The sequence below is a fragment of the Blautia sp. LMAG:89 genome (assembly GCF_008679485.1).
Lineage (GTDB): Bacteria > Bacillota > Clostridia > Lachnospirales > Lachnospiraceae > Blautia_A > Blautia_A fusiformis.
In genome coordinates this window covers 126,884-143,388 of the sequence record NZ_NANC01000003.1, presented here as the reverse complement: position 1 = coordinate 143,388, position 16,505 = coordinate 126,884, and the positions used below count along the sequence as shown (strand labels likewise).

Here is a 16,505-nt window from a genome sequence, read left to right as displayed (position 1 = left end):
AGATTAAAAGCATCAGCCTTTGATAGCTCCGGAAAGCATACCTTTTTCAATCTGTTTATGGAACACGATGTAAATGATAAGCATCGGAATTACGGACATTACTACATATGCAAACTGACTTCCGATCTCCTGTGTATGTGCAGAAGAGAAGTTCAGCATCGCACGTGAAACTGTGAAATATTTGGTATCTGTCATCAGGATCATGGAGAATACAAGTTCACTGTATCCATAGATGAATACGAAGATCGCCTCTGTTGCGATGATCGGCTTGCAAACAGGGAAAAGGATCTTCCACAGCAGCTGCCAGTTGTTACATCCATCAATGATCGCCGCCTCATCCAGGTTCCTGGAGATTCCATCCATGAATCCTGTATAAAGGAATATCGCCTGGGACATACCAAACGCAACATAGATCAGGATCAGGAAGAACAGGTTGTTCTTTGCATTTAATGCTGTTGCAATGTTGTTGATCGGGATCAGTGTACAGTGAACCGGAACCATTACTCCGATCATGAAGAATACATATACCCATTTCAGGAATTTGTAATCTTTTCTTGATAAGATGTATGCTGCCATCATTCCGACTACAGTATTAAATACAGTTGTCAGAGTCGCTACAACCAGGGAGTTCTTGATGGTATTCAATGCATCCGCTGTTTTGTTTGCGCTGATATAGTTCTGGAACATAATCTTCTTAGGGAAGCTTAACAGGTTCAGGTAAATCTCTGAGTTTGTTTTGAAGGAAGCCATTACGGTCACTACTACCGGAAACAGTGTAACAACTGTCCACAGGATCGCGATAATGTACAGCGCTATCTTTCCTCCATGCATTTTCTGTTTATTAGCTGTTTTTTCCATATCGTCTCTTCTCCTTCCGCCTACATTGCAAGATCTTTATCTTCACGGAACAAATGATTGGTCACAAGACTCAGCACAACACCCAGCACTAACAGAATAACGCCGTATGCACTGCTTCGTCCGAACAGCTTATAGGAGAATCCCTGTGTATAAAGCATGATTGAAGGTGTGGAGCTGATATCGTTCGGGCCTCCTCTTGTCATTGCCCAGATGATATCGAATACTTTCAGACATCCTGTAATACACAAAATAGAGAATACCTTGAAGGAGTTTTTCATCAGAGGAAGGATGATATAGCGGATCCTCTGCCATCCTGTAGCACCATCCAGCGCTGCAGCCTCATTTAACTCATCAGGGATCGCCACCAGACCAGCTGCAAAGATCAGCATGTTATATCCGGCATACATCCATTCGTTTACCAGAACAACGATCCAGACGTTTACAGTCTTTATCGTCAGCACATCAGGGATCGTACCATGAAGGCCGAAAATATTTTCAATGGTATTAAAGATACCAAAGTTCGGATTTAACATAAATGTCCACATCAGGGCTACTGCTGTTGTTCCTAACATATTCGGAAGGAAGTAGCAGGTTCTGAAGAATCCGGTTCCCTTGATCTTTGCAGTTACCAGCATTGCGAGACCAAATGAAAGCGGCATCAGGATAACGAAACCACCGATCATAAAGTACACACTGTTGAGCATTGCATTCCAGAACAGCTTATCTGAAAAAATCTTCTGATAGTTCTCAAGTCCTACCCATTGCTTTGCCGCACCAAACATACCGTTCCATTTACGGAATGATAAGCCTACGGTATCAAAAACAGGGTAGATGACAAAAATAACAGTTATTAAAATTGCCGGAAGAAGGAACGCTAAAGAAAGCGTAAGATCTTTTTTATCCAGCTTCTGTTTTACCTTTGGTACAGATTTACCTGCCATATGTATACCTCCGTAATAAACAAGGGGAAGCAGATGATGCTTCCCCCTGTTTCTCTTATCCACACATCATGCGTTCAGTCAAAATTCTCTTTATTCGTAAGCAGACATTTTGTCAACGATATCGTCTCCAACTTCCTGTGCACTTGCGCCTGTCGCTAATGCCTGAAGAGAATTACGGATTGTATCCATAGCTGCTGTGTTGCTGTCATATGTAGGAATCTCAAGTTTAGACTCTGTATTCTCAGCCATGATCGCATTTACATCGTCAAGCAGATAGTTACCTGTATCAATCGTAACCTTCTCAGCATATGTTGTCGGGCTGGATTTGCACATTTCGTTGATGGAATCTACACTTGTAAGGTATTTGATGAATTTAACAGTTGCTGCGATTTCCTCATCGCTCTTGTTTAATGTAGTGATGTAGTATGTATCAGAACCGCCGCCCATCTCTACAGTCTTGTTTGCTTCGTCGATATAAGGAATTCTTGTAACACCGATCTTCTGAGCATCGAAGAGAGTTGTATCGGAGTCATTCTGGAAGTTACCGCAGTTCCATGTTCCGTCAACTGTGAATGCAGCTTTTCCTGCCTCGAACATATTTCTCTCTGTGTTGAAGTCTGTGCTGAGGATTCCGTCTCCCCAGTATCCTGCATCAATCATATCTTTCATCTTCTGATAGATTGCAACCATCTTCTCGCCGTTGTAAGCCTCTTTGTCGCTTGCAAGATCATCTGCGATGCTTGTTCCGTAAGCTTTCAGAGCAAGAGCACTCATCAGATGCTCGAAGTGATAGTTATCTTTGTCAGAGTAGTTGAATGGCTGGATTCCTGCATCTTTTAATTTTGCGCAGGCATCAACAAGATCATCCCAGGACTCCGGAACATCTACGCCAACCTGATCAAGGTAATCTTTGTTGTAGTAGAGACAGAGCTGATAAGCGGACCACGGAATACCATAGGTTCCTTCAATGCCGTCAAACTGTGTTGTCTCCCATGCAAAATCCTGAACTCCCTCTTTCCATTCCGGATACTGTTCAAAGTATGGTGTCAGATCCAGTATATATCCTGCATCTACATACTCTCTTGTACGGCTTCCGCCATACTGAAGGAATGCGTTCGGTACATTACCGGAAGCGAAATCTGTTGTAAGCTTCTCTTCGTAATCAGACTCTGTAGAAATACTCTCATCTGTTACATGGATCTTTCCTTCGTTCTCTTTATTGAACTCTTCAAGTGCTTTGTAATACCATTTAGCCTGTCCGTCTGTATCAGATCCGTTGTTAAATCTGAATGCTACACGAAGCTCAACGTTTTCAAAATCCATATTGTCTACATCGTAGTTTGTGTCACCTTTTGCAAATACGGCGCTTCCTGTTACGCCTACTGTTGACATTGCTGTTACACCGGCGAGACACAGTGTTGCAACTTTTTTCATTCGTTTCTTCATGAATAAATCCTCCCTTAATATGATTTTTTATTATATAGTTTTCCCATTGATGTTCATAAATTGATCAATCGATGATCGCCTCAAAGATCGGCTCTTCTTCCTCAAGCTCCAGGCATACACAGTAGTTCTTTGCCCCCTGAAGCTTCTCCGGAAGCTCTACCTCTATCATCGAGTTTCCTTCGCAGCACTTTAATGCGCGGCACGGAAGCTTTTCTCCTGTGCTTACCACATATGCACCCTTTAACTGGTTACCGATGTTCAGTAACTCAACACGATATCTCGGTGCAAGTACATGTACGTAAAGCTTATGTGGTCTCTTTGTAAATTCAATGCTCGGGATCTCATACGGATAGATACCAACATTCTTGGTTCCGTAAATTGCTTCCGCATTCTCAGTCACGTATTTACCAACCTCATTCATAACCTCGACACAAGCTTCCGGAACAGTTCCGTCTGCCATTGGTCCTACGTTCAGCAGGTAATTTCCGCCTCTGCCGACGATCTTGAGAAGAAGGTTCAGGATATCATCCGGATTCTTCCAGTTTGTATCGTATTTATTATAACCCCATGTATCATTTACAGTTGCCGGTACTTCCCAGTCACCGTCGTATGGAAGACGTGGGATAAAGTTATCACCGGTGGTCATGTAATCGCCCTTCTGGTGTCCGATACGTCCGCTGATGATGCAGTCAGGCTTAATACCCTTAACCCAGTCTCTTAATTCCTGAGCTTCGTCTGCGGTCATTCCCATCGGAGTATCAAACCAGATCAGGGAAATGTTATCGTAATTCTCAAGAAGCTCTTTTAACTGCGGCTTGCATTTCTCATCGAAGTATGTACGGAATTCCGGCTTCCATTCGTTCTTGTCTTCGTAATCCTTCTTATAGGCATTGTCATCATCCCAGTCCTGAGCCTGTGAATAATAGATACCCATTGTCATGTCATATTTCTTACAAGCATCGGAAAGCTCTCTTAAGATATCTCTTCCTGCAGCCTTCACTACATTAAAATCACTGACTTTGGAATCGTACATTGCGAATCCCTCGTGATGCTTGGAAGTAAGAACGATATATTTAACACCCCACTGCTCTTTCGCTCTTTTCACAAACATGTCCGCGTCAAATTTGTCCGGATGGAACTCATCTTTCAGCTTTCTGTAATCTTCCTTGTCAATGTTGAGATTGTTCTCGATCCACTCTGCGATACGGTCTGTCTTGGTGACCTCGCCGGTCTTCGGATCTTTCCACTCTCCTGCAAGGATGGAATAAAGTCCCCAATGGATGAATAATCCGTATTTGGCATCTTTATACCACTGCTGCTTTGTGTCTGCCATAACCTTCTCCTTGTTTCGTATAGCTGATTTTCTTGTTACGTAAAACGTTTCGTTTTTTGTTAAGACTATCTTACCGCATCCGAAGCAGCTTTTCAAGTAAAATCATAGGGCAAAAATCATTTTTCCTATTTTTTACAATTATTCCGTCTTGTTTTTGTGTATTTTTTCGTATCAGGTTTTGTTAAACGTTTCATTTTTATCAATTTTATGTACAATACACTCGTTTTTTCTGATACTTTATGTGTAAAAAATGCCTTGTGTGTTGAGGCATTTTCTTTTTCATGATATAATATGAAAATACTATATTATCTGTAAATGCATCAGAACCGGAGGCTTTACATGAACGTTACAATCAATGATATCGCCCGTGCGACAGGCCTGTCCACCGCAACGATCTCCAAATATATAAACCACAAAAAAATACGGGAAGAAAATCGTATCCTTATAGAAAAGGCAATTCAGGAGCTTGGATATACCCCAAACCGGAATGCCCAGCTTCTCCGTGCCAAAAACACACATACCATCGGTATCCTGATCTCAGATCTTGGTAATTATTTCTGGGGCGAGCTTGTCAACTCCATTATCAAGCATTTCACAGATCATGGCTATACAGTTATTGTCTGTTCCTTCTTTTTTGAACATCAGAAGGAGATCGATACGATACAGGATATTATCTCCCAGCACTTTGACGGAGTTATCATGCTCCCATCCTGCTGGCATGATGACCTGTACCAGCTTTTACAGAATGCTGGCATACCGGTTGTACTGCTCGATCAGATTCCTGCTTCCATGAGACATTTTCCTGTAGACTGTGTCATTTCTGATAATTACAAAGGCGGTGCACTGCTGGCAGAGCACCTTTTGGAAAAAGGCCACACAAAGGTCTGGATCATGGAACAGTATCTGGACGCCTACACCATCGAGCAGCGGATCCAGGGCTTTGTGGATGTATATCAGAAAAATGGCATTGACCTTCTGAAGCAGCAGGATTCTTTCCCCCCTGTTTCCTTTGGTTCCACTGCAGAAACGATCACCCAAAGCAACCTGCATTTCCAGAAGCTTATTGATTCTTCCGATCCCCCTACTGCTGTTTTTTTTGACTGCTATCTCTCCGCAATGGGTGGTTTAAGCGCTGCCAGCCAGGCACGGATTTCCGTTCCTCAGGATATTTCCTTTGTGTGCTTTGATGATGATCCGCTTTTCAAGACCATGAGCGCGACTATGACCTGCGTCTCACAGGATCTGACAAGCATGGGGAAACATGCTGTGGAATTACTTTTAAAAAGGATCCATGGAGACTATACGGATTTTCCAAAAATAGACATGCTGGATGTTGTATTCCACCCGCGGCGCTCTGTAAAAGACCTGTCCGAACACAACAGTACAGCATCCGGAAAGGATTGATTTATGAGTGCAACCATCAAGGACATTGCCAGAGAAACCGGTCTGGCACTGGCCACCATTTCAAAATATATCAACGGCGGAACTGTACGGCCGCAAAACAAAAAGCAGATCGACGAAGCGATCCGGAAACTGAATTACGTTCCACGAAATACGGCCCGGGGACTTCGTTCCTCCAAGACTTACCGTATCGGTCTGGTATCCGGTCCTCCCAATACTCCGCATAATGCTTTTCTTCTGAGCAAAATAGAAAACACCATGCGCGCTCACGGTTATTCTCTCACATTTATGAGCGGCGACAAATATAAGGATCATGTCAATAAATTCGTCCCTCACATGCTCCGTTCTGGGATCGACGGCCTTATCATTACCTCTTTCAGTCTGAACCAGGACATCTGTTCTGCTGTGGAACACGCCAAAATCCCTGTTGTGGAGCTGGAAGAACACAGCCATTTCCACCGTACAGACTGTGTACAGACCAGCTGTACCTCCGGAGCCTATGAGATCGTGGAGCATCTGATAAAAATGGGGCATCAGAAGATCGCCCTTGTCACCGGTTCTCCTGCATCCTATACCGCATGCGAACGAAAAAAAGGCTATCTCCGGGCACTGGAAGACTACGATATTCCTGTTAACCCCGATTATATCATCGCTGAAAATTACGCAAACGACTTTGGATATCAGGCAATGCAGAAATTATGGAATCTTCCGGAACGTCCGACTGCCGTATTTTCTGCGAACTATACACTATGCCTCGGTATTTATGAAGCGATCTACAGCCTTGGCATCCGGATCCCGGAAGACCTGTCTGTTGTCTCCTTTGATGATTTTGAACTGTCCATGCTGCTTTCTCCTCAGCTGACCGCTGTCCGTCAGCCGCTGACCGGTCTGGCAGAGCAGGCCTGTGATCTGCTGCTTCGCAGAATGAACGGAGACTACAGTGATTTTCCAAGGACGATACGCCTGAAGCCAGAATGTATCTACCGGGATTCCGTGCGTGATCTCTTTTCTGATGCTAAGTAATGCAAAGCAACTTTTATTACGGCAATTTCGGGAAGCACAACAGGCATTTTCATTCCGATCTGCCCGCATATTCTGAGCATCTGAACCACTGCAATAATTTCACAGCTTTTACAGGGGGCACAGACCGTCACCGACACAGTCGATGATACGGCCTGTGTTCCTTCTGTATATATCCGTTATATCTGTCACAGCAGTCTCAGCAGCATATCTCCGGTTCCCACATTGTATCCGCTGGTTGCATAGATCCCATTCAGACTTCCGTTTGTCACAATGATCAGCGGAAGCTTATCCGGATCTACGTACATTCTTCTTCCCAGTGTATTGATGATCTCTGAAAAATCATCATATAAGATCTGAACATTTCCAAGCTTACCCAGTGCTCTTGAAAGGGTAGGGGTCTCCAGCGCTTTTTTGCTTTTTACTACAAAAATGATCCTATTCGCATATCGGGAAAAAGCTTCTTCCTGCTCCATCATCTCATTTAAGATATGCTCCGTCGGTTCTTTCTCCTCTTCCAGAAACGCCAGGATATGCTTCCCATCTGCCGTCAGTTCTGACGCCTTCACGGTGCTTCCATCCTCTTTTCTGAGAGTAAATTCCGGTATAGAAATATTCTCCAGCATGTCTTCCAGGTTTGCATTCCGAAATGCCAGCTCCACCCTCTTCATTTCTCCGATCTGAACCTCAAAACAATATTCCGCTGCAAATATATTTCCATTTGGCAGTCTATTTGAGGTAAGGATCCTGTAATTTCCCGCTTCCAGCGGCAGCTTCATCATCTGATCTCTGAAATTTTCGGCTTCCAGCTTCCGTGTGATATATTTTCCGGCTTCCAGTTTTGCAATGCTCCAGTTCTGGAAATATTTCCACTGTATATCCTCACTTGCCTTCAGAAGAATCGATGCGTTTTTCTCCGTTTCCGCAGATACCGGGATGAATTTTCCGTTTTTCATATACTCCATGGAACGGTCATGAGGGTTCAGGCGTGCCGGAATTCCCAGCGTTCTCGCCATTGCCACAAAAAGGATCTTCTTTGACAGAATGCTTCCTGTTCCCGTTTTCAGACATCCGGACGGCGTGGTGATCACACTGCTGCGTTCTTTCTCCGGGCTGGAAATGATCTTATCCTCAATCCATTTCCGAATCTTTGCCGGATCCTTTTGCAGCATATTTTTCTCTTCTTCCGACAGCTGCTCAAGGATCGCTTTTCTGTATTTCTGCAAAACTTCATCGTCAACTCTCGGGTTCAGTACATATGGTACAAAAATATCTGCATCCATGTTTTTTTCATACGGCAATGCAAATTTCAGATGCTCCTCCAGAACCTGGCTGATACAGTCTGTTCTGTCTTTCTCTGTGAGGACTTCAAGGAGTTTTTTTCTCATTGAAGAATCTCCGGTTTCTTTTTCCAGGAATTTCCGACACTCCGGATTGCTCAGGTTTCTTACCTTCTGTTCCCTGTAAGCGTTTGCCTCTGCCAGACGTCTGCTGCCTCTTTCCTTCTGCTCCGGTGTTGGCATATCTTTATTTACAGGTGCATCATGAGGTGCGATCATATCGATTTCCGTCCACTCCTCATAAAAAATACCCTTTTCCTTTCCTACGGGCATCAGACAGATCTCACAACAATCCTCTGTTTTTGTATCCATGCTGTTTTCTGCATGCAGCCATTCTCCATCTGCATACATCCTTGCAGAAATATGAATACTTCCAAGCCCTGTTGTCAGGCTGACTTTTCCCAGACTGTCGGTTTTCAGTTCTGCGATCGGGGCATATTCCGAATAATTCAGCACCTCAAAAGAAACTTCTGCACCTTCTGCCGGTTTTCCATGTGAATCCTTTACGGACACAGTGATCTCTTTTGTCAGTGCATATCGTTTCAGCTCGTTGAGCATAGTCACCATACCATCTTTGCCGATCACTTCTCCCTCCGGGATCCTGGTATCAAAAACTCTTGAATGGACCATCATAGCCCTTGAGGAAGCGTTGGTAAACCATCCCTTATTCAGGATCTCCTCCGGCTCACAGGCTCCCAGAAAATACCAGCTTCCATCACACCAGATTTCCACCCAGGCATGATTGTCATCACAATGAGACCACTTTGGTGCATATACCTGACGGGCAGGTACACCAACACTTCTCAATGCATTAACGGTAAATACAGATTCCTCTCCGCATCTTCCGTTTCCTCTGCGGTATACGGCAAGTGCAGACAGGGTACGATCATCTGTACAATGATAGGTAGCCTCCTGTGCACACCAGTAGTTCACCTCCAGGGCAGCTTCCCGGAAGCTCATTCCCTCAGTTCTCTCTCCGATCTCCCTGCGGAAAAATGTACGGCAGGGTGCGATCTCCTCCTCATTTACTCTATGAAACAGCACATAATTCAAAAAGATTTCCTCCGGTAGCTCTGCCACCCCGGAGTTTTCCTTCCATAAATGTACGCCATTCTCCGCATAATCCAGAAATACTTCAAACGCGTAATTTCCGATATCACTGTACGGCATGAACGCATATAAATATTTGCACGCCAGAGCCACTTCGTCTGTGCATTCCGCAAGCTTTTTATCAATCTCCGCAAAAGCCTGCGGTAACCCCATCACCTGCTCCCGATATTTTTTTTCAATCCGATCACGGTTTTCTTTCAGAAAAATCTTCCCCTCAGCCATTATAATTCCTCCAGAACTTTCTTTGCAGCACGAACATTTTCAATATCTGTACGCCATATCTCATATTCACTGAATGTCGGAAGTCCCATATTGACACCTTCCTTGCGAAACTGCATCGCACTGTCCGTTACAACCTTGCCGCTCATATGATAAGCCTTGATCCCGGTAAGAGGATAAAGCTGGCGGATCACTTCCGCACCGACGCCACTCCCCGCCTGGATGGTGATACGTCCCTGACTCCTGGTTTCCAGTTCCTTCAAAAGCTCCGCACCCTGAAGGCAGGTATTCTTCTGTCCGGAGGTAAGGATCGTATCGATTCCCAGCGAGATTGCCTGTTCCATAGCCTCGATCGGATCTGCGCACACATCAAAAGCCCTGTGCAGCGTAACAGACATATCTCCCGCCGCATCCATCAGCTCTTGCATCTGTTCCATATTCAAGGTGCCATCCGGTTTCAGGATACCTATTACAACACCCTCCGCTCCCATTTTGCGGAAATCCTTTACGGCATTCCTTATCATAGAAAATTCCGCATCTGTATAACAGAAATCTCCAAACCGCGGACGGATCAGCGCATGGATCCGGATATCTGAACGCTTCCTTATTTCCTCAAAAAGCCATGGGCCGGGAGTTGTCCCCCCGATGATCAGATTGCTGCAAAGCTCCAATCTGTCCGCACCACCCTCGGCTGCTGCCATGGCGGATTCCACAGAATCCACACAGGTTTCCAGAATATAGTCTTTCATGTAAAAATCCCCCTTTATTACTGTCTGCTCAGAGTAATTTCACTCCGGTATTCCTCAGTATGTTCACAATGGTATCATCCGGAAATTCATCGGTAATGATCCCGCTGATATCATCAAAATGTGTATATTTATAAGATTCGTTAAAATAAAACTTCTCTCTCTCCATAACCACATATTTATGTCTGCTACTCTGCACTGCCGCCTTCTTGGTCAATCCATCCTCCACTCCGGATGTAGTAACTGCAAAATCTGTCATATCCACGCCACAGCTTCCCAAAAATGCCCGGTCAAAGCTGTACTGCTTGATCACCTCAATGGCCGCAGCTCCCATAAATCCGTTCACCGAACGGTACATAGTTCCCCCTGTGCCTATGGCCGTGATGGACGGATTCGCAGCAAGGATCTGCAGGATATCGATCATATTGCTGACAACCACAACATGCATACCCGACGAAGCGATAAGCCTTGCCAGCTCTATATTTGTAGTGGAAACATCCAGAAAGATCGTTTCGTTATTTTTGATCAGCTTGAAGGCTTTCGCAGCGATCACTTTCTTCTTATCAAGATTGTACATACGCCTGTCTACTACGTTTCTCTCCAGAGGATACTCCTGTGACAGGATCGCTCCGCCGTAAGTCCTCTTTAATCTGCCTGCATTTTCAAGAATCTTGAGATCCTTGCGGATACAGTCCTCCGTAACCTGAAACATCTCGCTTAATTCTTTGACCCTGACTTTTCCTTTTTCGCGGAGACATTTCTCTATTGCATTCTGTCGTTCTTCTGTAAACATGGTCCTATCTCCTCATTCCTGATTTTTCTGTGATAAAAGTTCCAGAAATCAATACTCCGCAAAACAATATCCGGCGCATTGATCCCTGGAAAGCCTGTGATTTCAGTATAACAGTTCGATATCTTACTGTCAATTATTTTGTATTATTTTTTATTGTTTTATCGTATTTTGATCAAATCAAGTAATTCCACTGGTTCAATTGCGAACCTCCGCTTGCCCCCTGTTCCTGGAATCCCTTACAAAGCTGCAAATATCCCCCTGACTCAAAGCCACATGTTCCCTTGCGGAATTATAAAGGTCAATAAACATTGAAAATATTGAATAACTTATGAGGACTTGTCTGTACTCTTCTCGAAACAGACAAGTCCCCACAGTTCCATAACAAATATCCAGTTATGAGCAGATAAAATCAGATTTTTACTATCTGCACATATATTCATCCAGCTCTCCGATAAATTTCTCCGGCATCTTTCTCTCAAATGGGAAAACCTCCGCATTCCCCAGTTCATCTGCAATACATCCCAGAAGGATTGCACTTCTCTCCAGCGACCAGGCAGACAGCAGATCAATAGTATCATAACGGGTATGCATGCCAAAACCATCCCGGTTCAGAGTCATGGCCGGAATTCCCTTCCATGCAAAAGAATTGGAATCACTTCCCCAGATCTGATTCTTCACAGACGCTCCGATCCCTGCTCCGTCAGCGATCTCAAGAAGCTTATCACAAACAGAAGCCTCTCCCGTCACTCCCAGAACATTTCCTCCGATCAGCTGCCCGGCCAGATCTACATTCATATTAAAACGATGCGCTCCAAGCTCACTCTCATGAACTCTGATATAATCCCGGCTGCCCAGCAAACCCTTCTCCTCAGCACCAAACCACACAAATTCCATAGTCCTGCGCGGTCTATACTGCTGAAAATATCTGCAAAGCTCCATGATGATCGCTGCCCCAGCCATATTATCATAGGCCCCCGGTCCCTCCGGCACCGAATCATAATGCGCCGTAATCGTCAAGATCTCATCTTTCTTATCCGTACCTTCGATCCTCGCCACTACATTACGGGATCTGCACGCCGTCACATCCTGTTCCACAACTAAGCACACCTCAGACGCACCCTCCGTCACCAGCTCCACTGCATCCTTATAATGAAGATTCGCCCCCGGAATCCTGCCACTATATTTTTCCTGCATCTTGTGAATATCCTCTGCAGACTCCGACAATCCTTCTGTCTCTTCTGCTGCATCCCCCGGAAAGATCATCGGCAGGCTGTGCTGACAGGGAACCCTGTCCACTCCTTCATCCAGCGGAGAACCCTCCACACTGATAAAACCAACAGCTCCGGCGCTCACCAGTCTCTGATACACATCACCACTCACCCGGCCATTCACCATAACGATCTTACCCTTCGCCCGTGAAAGACTGACAGCATCTCCATTCTCCACATACAAAAAATCCGCTTTCAGACCTTCTGCCCCAGTATTTCCACATCTTCCATACCCTGTCACCACATACTCCTTCTGATAAGGCTCCACAACCTTAAGCACCGCTCTGTTGATCCGAAAGCCCCAAAAATCAAACTCCTCCATCCGATTCTTCACTCCGAAGCTGTCCAAAGTATCACGGATCATCTTCGCCGCCTTCACTTCCCCCGCAGTACCCGCTTCTCTGACAAAATCAAACCCTGTCAAAAACTCCATCTGCCGCCTGCCACTGATTTCCTTCGTATTCATACCCCCACAACCTTTCTGAATTTTTTCCAAGTCCCACCCACTGCTTATTGCTTTTCGCAACCCGCAGGAGACTTACTTGATTCGGTTAAATTATACACTATTTTTCTGCAAAAAAACTGCCTGCAGCTATTTTTCAGCCAACCCGGCCAAAAAATCTCCGCAGACAGTTTATATTTCACATCTATAGATCAACCGTATCTATATCCTAAACCACAAACGAACCAACCGCAGCCGGAGTCCGGTAATCATAGTCGGAAACCTTAATCCCTGTAGCCGCTGTACTGGCGTGAACGATCTTGCCATCACCAATATAAAGAGCCACATGATCAATACAACCCTCACCATAAAAAACCAGATCACCAGCCTCAATATCCGCAACACTCTTCTTCTCAGAAGCCGAACACTGAGCTGCAGCAACACGAGGAAGCTCATACCCAAACTCCGCAAACACAGACATCACAAACCCCGAACAATCCGCCCCGTTAGTCAGACTCGTACCACCATAAACATAAGGATTCCCCACAAACTGCAGCGCAAAATCCACAATCCCCTGCCGCTTCTCCAGACGCGCAGCCTCAGCAGCCTTCCGCTCCTCTTCCGCCTTACGCGCAGCCTCAGCAGCCGCTTCAGCCTCAAGCCTCTCCTGTGCGATCACCTCAGCCTCAGCCTTCGCCTCCTGATACCCCTGAACCTCAGAAACCGTCTTATCCGCCAGAGCACTGGCAAAAGCAGAAATAGAATCCGCACCATCCGAAAAACCATCCTCAATAGAAAGCTCCTCCACATCTCCATCAGACACAGCACTGACACCATCCACATCCGCAAAAACAACAGAAGGAACCACACCCACAAGAACAGCACTCAGAACAACAGCAGCAAATTTCTTATAAAACATAAACAATAAAACTCCTCTCAGAAAACCACGCAGCAGCACCCACCCATTCAGGCAGACATTCACAATCCACTTCGCCACGCTCCTCATTCGCCATTTTGTTACATTTTTATTAAATTTGTTACGCAAGTGTGTATCCTACCATAAAAACCCCCACCTGTCAAACCCCTTTCACAAAACCTCCACACACCAATCAGCCATCCAGCACAGCGACGATGCCCCAGCCATCACCTTCACCACAGGAAACTCAACCTTTCTCCCAGTCATCCAGCACAGCGACGATGGCTTCCACAAGAAACTCAGCCCTTCCTCCCAGCCATCCAGCCCTCATCAATCCCCACTTCCGCCAGTCGCCCCACACCCCCACCACTACCTCCCGCCCGGAACCGAACAGCCGGGGAGACGGGTGCCGGTTGGCTACGACTCTGCAGGAGGGGAGCTGATTCTTGGCTGGCGGAAATCTGCGTTGTTTTTAAAAAGTCCGCTGTCTGAGCGGCAGCAAGCCGCGAGTTCGGACTTTTTAAAAACGGTTTTAGCAGAATTCCGGCAGCCTAGAAGCCAGCCCCCGACGAAGCCCGGAGCAAACCGGCACCCGTCTCCCCGGCGTCCGTCATCCGACATCCGCCCTCCACCCTCCACCACAAAAAAAGAGCGCCCCGCAGCCCATCCAGACCACAAAGAACGCTCTCCTAATTCCATCAGCTTACAATCATACACAATCACCTACGATCAGCATACAATAATCCCATACGATCGCATCAAATATAACTCATAAACCCCTTCCCAACAACCTCACTACTCTTAGTAACCATCAAAAACGCCTGCGGATCCACCTCATCAATAAACCTCTGCAGAAGCACCGCCTGTCTCACATCAACAACCGTCAGAATAATCTTCTTATCCTTATGCGAATAAACACCCTCCCCATGATAAACCGTAGCACTCCGATCCAGCCCATTCATAATAAACTCACAGATCTCATCCGGCTTACTGGAAATGATCGTAAAATACTTATTCAGCTTCATCCTCTCAATAGACTTATCGATCATCAACGTCTTAGCCATAAGCCCCAACACAGAACAAAGCCCCGTAGTAAGATCAAACACCATAAACGAAACAACAACGATCACACAATCCACTGCAAACAATGCACCCGAAATATTCATCGTAGAATACTTCTTAATGATCATCGCCACAATATCCGTGCCACCACCCGAAGCATTCTCAAAAAACAGCAGCGCCGCAGCCAACGCTGGCAAAATGATCGCAAAGCAAAGCTCCAGCATAATATTCCCCGTCAGCGCTCTGTCCATAGGAAAAACCTTCTCAAACACATTCAGAAGCAAAGAAGAAACAACCGTAACATAAGCCGTCTTCACTCCAAAATCCCGGCCAAGAACAATAAACCCGATCACCAGCAAAATCAGATTGATCACCAGGTTGATCTGCGCAGACGTCATCGGAATAAAATGCGAAAACACAACCGCCATACCCGAAACACCACCAAAGGAAAAATTATTCGGAAACTTAAACACATAAATCCCCACATCCATCAGAACAACAGCAAATGTGATAATGATATACTCCATCACACGCTTCGGTATCAGATTTTTCATTAAAAAATATCCTCCTGATCTCCTCAAAAAATTTTCACTGGGAACTACCGGTCAAAGCCGGCAATCCCCTCATCCTCTTCGTTTATCATACCTTATATCACAGAAAATGAAAATAAAAAAAGACAGAGAAAAATACATTTCCCTGTCTCTTATGTCAGCGATCACGATCGCCCACAGCTTACAGCCCGAAAAACCTCTCCAGAAATTCCGCCACACCATCATGATCATTATCTCCGGTCACCTCATTGGCGGCATCCTTTACATACTGTTTGGAGTTGCCCATGGCAACACCAATGCCCGCACCCTCCAGCATTTCCAGATCATTCTCATTATCTCCGAAAGCGATCACATGCATCCGGTCAATACCAAGCTTTGTGCGGAGCATGGCAAGACCCACACCCTTGTCCACACCTGCAGCATTAAACTCCGCATTGCCGCTGATGGAAGTGGTCACTGCCACATCATCCAGATCCTTCCATTTCTCGCGAAGTTCCCTGCTGTTCTCCATATCATCAAAATAAATATTGATCTTCTCTGCCTGATCCAGAATATCTTCCTGATGATAAAAATCCTTAACATATTTATGTCTGCTGAGAAAATAATCCACAAAGGTTTTCTCCAGCAGATCTTTGTCCGCTACAGATGCCACATAATCTCTGGCATCCGCATCGGAATAGGCGATCCCATTTGCATAAGCCTCTGCGATCCAGCCTTTTGCACCGCTGTTTTCCACCTCTTTCAGGATTTTTCTCACCATTCCTTTTGGCATGGTTTTTCGCCAGATCATCTCATTTTTATCGTAATCCCAGACAACACAGCCGTTTTCCACGATTCCCCATTTCACACCCCGGAGCACAGAAAACTCCTGGGGAATCAGCTCTCTGGTCCTTCCGGTTGCCGGCACCACATAATGTCCGTCATCGATCAGACGTTGCAGAACATTTCTGTTCCTTTCAGAGATCTTATTCTCGCTGTTCAGAAGAGTTCCGTCCATATCCACTGCAATGATATATTTTTCCATAAATTCCTCCTGTTTGTCTTCTCCTCACAGGCAAA

The 16,505-nt window shown here is 45.4% G+C and carries 13 protein-coding genes; 2 read left to right on the top strand and 11 right to left on the bottom strand.

Going from position 1 to position 16,505, the window contains the following annotated elements; translation table 11 throughout:
• Positions 1-12: 12 nt before the first annotated feature.
• The 4 genes from CCC70_RS00890 to CCC70_RS00875 form a co-directional block, all read right to left on the bottom strand.
• On the bottom strand, positions 13-858 hold the full coding sequence (locus tag CCC70_RS00890) for a carbohydrate ABC transporter permease (protein WP_021653145.1): 846 nt from the start codon (positions 856-858) through the stop codon (positions 13-15).
• A gap of 20 nt (positions 859-878) precedes the next feature.
• Entirely contained in the window at positions 879-1,799 is a 921-nt protein-coding gene (locus CCC70_RS00885; protein ID WP_044962507.1) for a carbohydrate ABC transporter permease, read from the bottom strand.
• Positions 1,800-1,889: 90 nt separating this feature from the next.
• Positions 1,890-3,245, bottom strand: coding sequence for an ABC transporter substrate-binding protein (locus CCC70_RS00880; protein ID WP_059086268.1), 1,356 nt, complete (start codon positions 3,243-3,245; stop codon positions 1,890-1,892).
• 64 nt (positions 3,246-3,309) lie between these two features.
• Complete coding sequence (locus CCC70_RS00875; RefSeq protein ID WP_227945571.1) at positions 3,310-4,674, bottom strand: alpha-L-fucosidase; 1,365 nt, start codon at positions 4,672-4,674, stop codon at positions 3,310-3,312.
• A 243-nt stretch (positions 4,675-4,917) separates the two neighbouring features.
• Here CCC70_RS00875 and CCC70_RS00870 point away from each other — a divergent pair, with 243 nt between their 5' ends.
• Together CCC70_RS00870 and CCC70_RS00865 are read left to right on the top strand one after the other, a co-directional pair.
• The gene (locus tag CCC70_RS00870; protein ID WP_118062556.1) at positions 4,918-5,982 is read left to right on the top strand and encodes a LacI family DNA-binding transcriptional regulator; all 1,065 of its coding nucleotides are present in this window, start codon (positions 4,918-4,920) and stop codon (positions 5,980-5,982) included.
• Positions 5,983-5,985: 3 nt separating this feature from the next.
• A complete protein-coding gene (locus tag CCC70_RS00865) occupies positions 5,986-7,002 on the top strand; it encodes a LacI family DNA-binding transcriptional regulator (RefSeq protein WP_118752344.1) in 1,017 nt (338 codons plus the stop codon).
• 185 nt (positions 7,003-7,187) lie between these two features.
• On the opposite strand, the gene CCC70_RS00860 is transcribed toward CCC70_RS00865, so the two are convergent.
• The 7 genes from CCC70_RS00860 to CCC70_RS00830 all read right to left on the bottom strand — a co-directional run bounded on the left by CCC70_RS00860 (position 7,188) and on the right by CCC70_RS00830 (position 16,470).
• On the bottom strand, positions 7,188-9,671 hold the full coding sequence (locus CCC70_RS00860; RefSeq protein WP_118752343.1) for a transglutaminase domain-containing protein: 2,484 nt from the start codon (positions 9,669-9,671) through the stop codon (positions 7,188-7,190).
• Positions 9,671-10,417: a copper homeostasis protein CutC gene (locus CCC70_RS00855; RefSeq protein WP_118752342.1), complete on the bottom strand. Its 747-nt coding sequence runs from the start codon at positions 10,415-10,417 to the stop codon at positions 9,671-9,673. The genes CCC70_RS00860 and CCC70_RS00855 overlap by 1 nt, the downstream gene beginning before the upstream one ends.
• A gap of 28 nt (positions 10,418-10,445) precedes the next feature.
• Positions 10,446-11,207 (bottom strand): DeoR/GlpR family DNA-binding transcription regulator, encoded by a 762-nt coding sequence (locus tag CCC70_RS00850; RefSeq protein WP_015525379.1) that lies wholly within the window; start codon positions 11,205-11,207, stop codon positions 10,446-10,448.
• Between the two features lie 420 nt (positions 11,208-11,627).
• Positions 11,628-12,941, bottom strand: a complete 1,314-nt coding sequence (locus CCC70_RS00845; protein WP_287084089.1) for a M28 family metallopeptidase — start codon at positions 12,939-12,941, stop codon at positions 11,628-11,630.
• Positions 12,942-13,146: 205 nt separating this feature from the next.
• Entirely contained in the window at positions 13,147-13,836 is a 690-nt protein-coding gene (locus tag CCC70_RS00840; protein ID WP_270389266.1) for a C40 family peptidase, read from the bottom strand.
• 755 nt (positions 13,837-14,591) lie between these two features.
• Positions 14,592-15,449: a YitT family protein gene (locus CCC70_RS00835; RefSeq protein ID WP_118752339.1), complete on the bottom strand. Its 858-nt coding sequence runs from the start codon at positions 15,447-15,449 to the stop codon at positions 14,592-14,594.
• A 178-nt stretch (positions 15,450-15,627) separates the two neighbouring features.
• Positions 15,628-16,470: a Cof-type HAD-IIB family hydrolase gene (locus tag CCC70_RS00830; protein ID WP_118752338.1), complete on the bottom strand. Its 843-nt coding sequence runs from the start codon at positions 16,468-16,470 to the stop codon at positions 15,628-15,630.
• Between the last annotated feature and the right edge of the window lie 35 nt (positions 16,471-16,505).

What these genes read in the sequence shown, in the direction of transcription:
- CCC70_RS00880 (WP_059086268.1), bottom strand. Translation starts at nt 3,245, where the DNA reads ATGAAGAAACGAATGAAAAAAGTTGCAACACTGTGTCTCGCCGGTGTA.
- CCC70_RS00835 (WP_118752339.1), bottom strand. Translation starts at nt 15,449, where the DNA reads ATGAAAAATCTGATACCGAAGCGTGTGATGGAGTATATCATTATCACA.
- CCC70_RS00845 (WP_287084089.1), bottom strand. Translation starts at nt 12,941, where the DNA reads ATGAATACGAAGGAAATCAGTGGCAGGCGGCAGATGGAGTTTTTGACA.
- CCC70_RS00830 (WP_118752338.1), bottom strand. Translation starts at nt 16,470, where the DNA reads ATGGAAAAATATATCATTGCAGTGGATATGGACGGAACTCTTCTGAAC.
- CCC70_RS00855 (WP_118752342.1), bottom strand. Translation starts at nt 10,417, where the DNA reads ATGAAAGACTATATTCTGGAAACCTGTGTGGATTCTGTGGAATCCGCC.
- CCC70_RS00865 (WP_118752344.1), top strand. Translation starts at nt 5,986, where the DNA reads ATGAGTGCAACCATCAAGGACATTGCCAGAGAAACCGGTCTGGCACTG.
- CCC70_RS00885 (WP_044962507.1), bottom strand. Translation starts at nt 1,799, where the DNA reads ATGGCAGGTAAATCTGTACCAAAGGTAAAACAGAAGCTGGATAAAAAA.
- CCC70_RS00840 (WP_270389266.1), bottom strand. Translation starts at nt 13,836, where the DNA reads ATGTTTTATAAGAAATTTGCTGCTGTTGTTCTGAGTGCTGTTCTTGTG.
- CCC70_RS00890 (WP_021653145.1), bottom strand. Translation starts at nt 858, where the DNA reads ATGGAAAAAACAGCTAATAAACAGAAAATGCATGGAGGAAAGATAGCG.
- CCC70_RS00860 (WP_118752343.1), bottom strand. Translation starts at nt 9,671, where the DNA reads ATGGCTGAGGGGAAGATTTTTCTGAAAGAAAACCGTGATCGGATTGAA.
- CCC70_RS00870 (WP_118062556.1), top strand. Translation starts at nt 4,918, where the DNA reads ATGAACGTTACAATCAATGATATCGCCCGTGCGACAGGCCTGTCCACC.
- CCC70_RS00850 (WP_015525379.1), bottom strand. Translation starts at nt 11,207, where the DNA reads ATGTTTACAGAAGAACGACAGAATGCAATAGAGAAATGTCTCCGCGAA.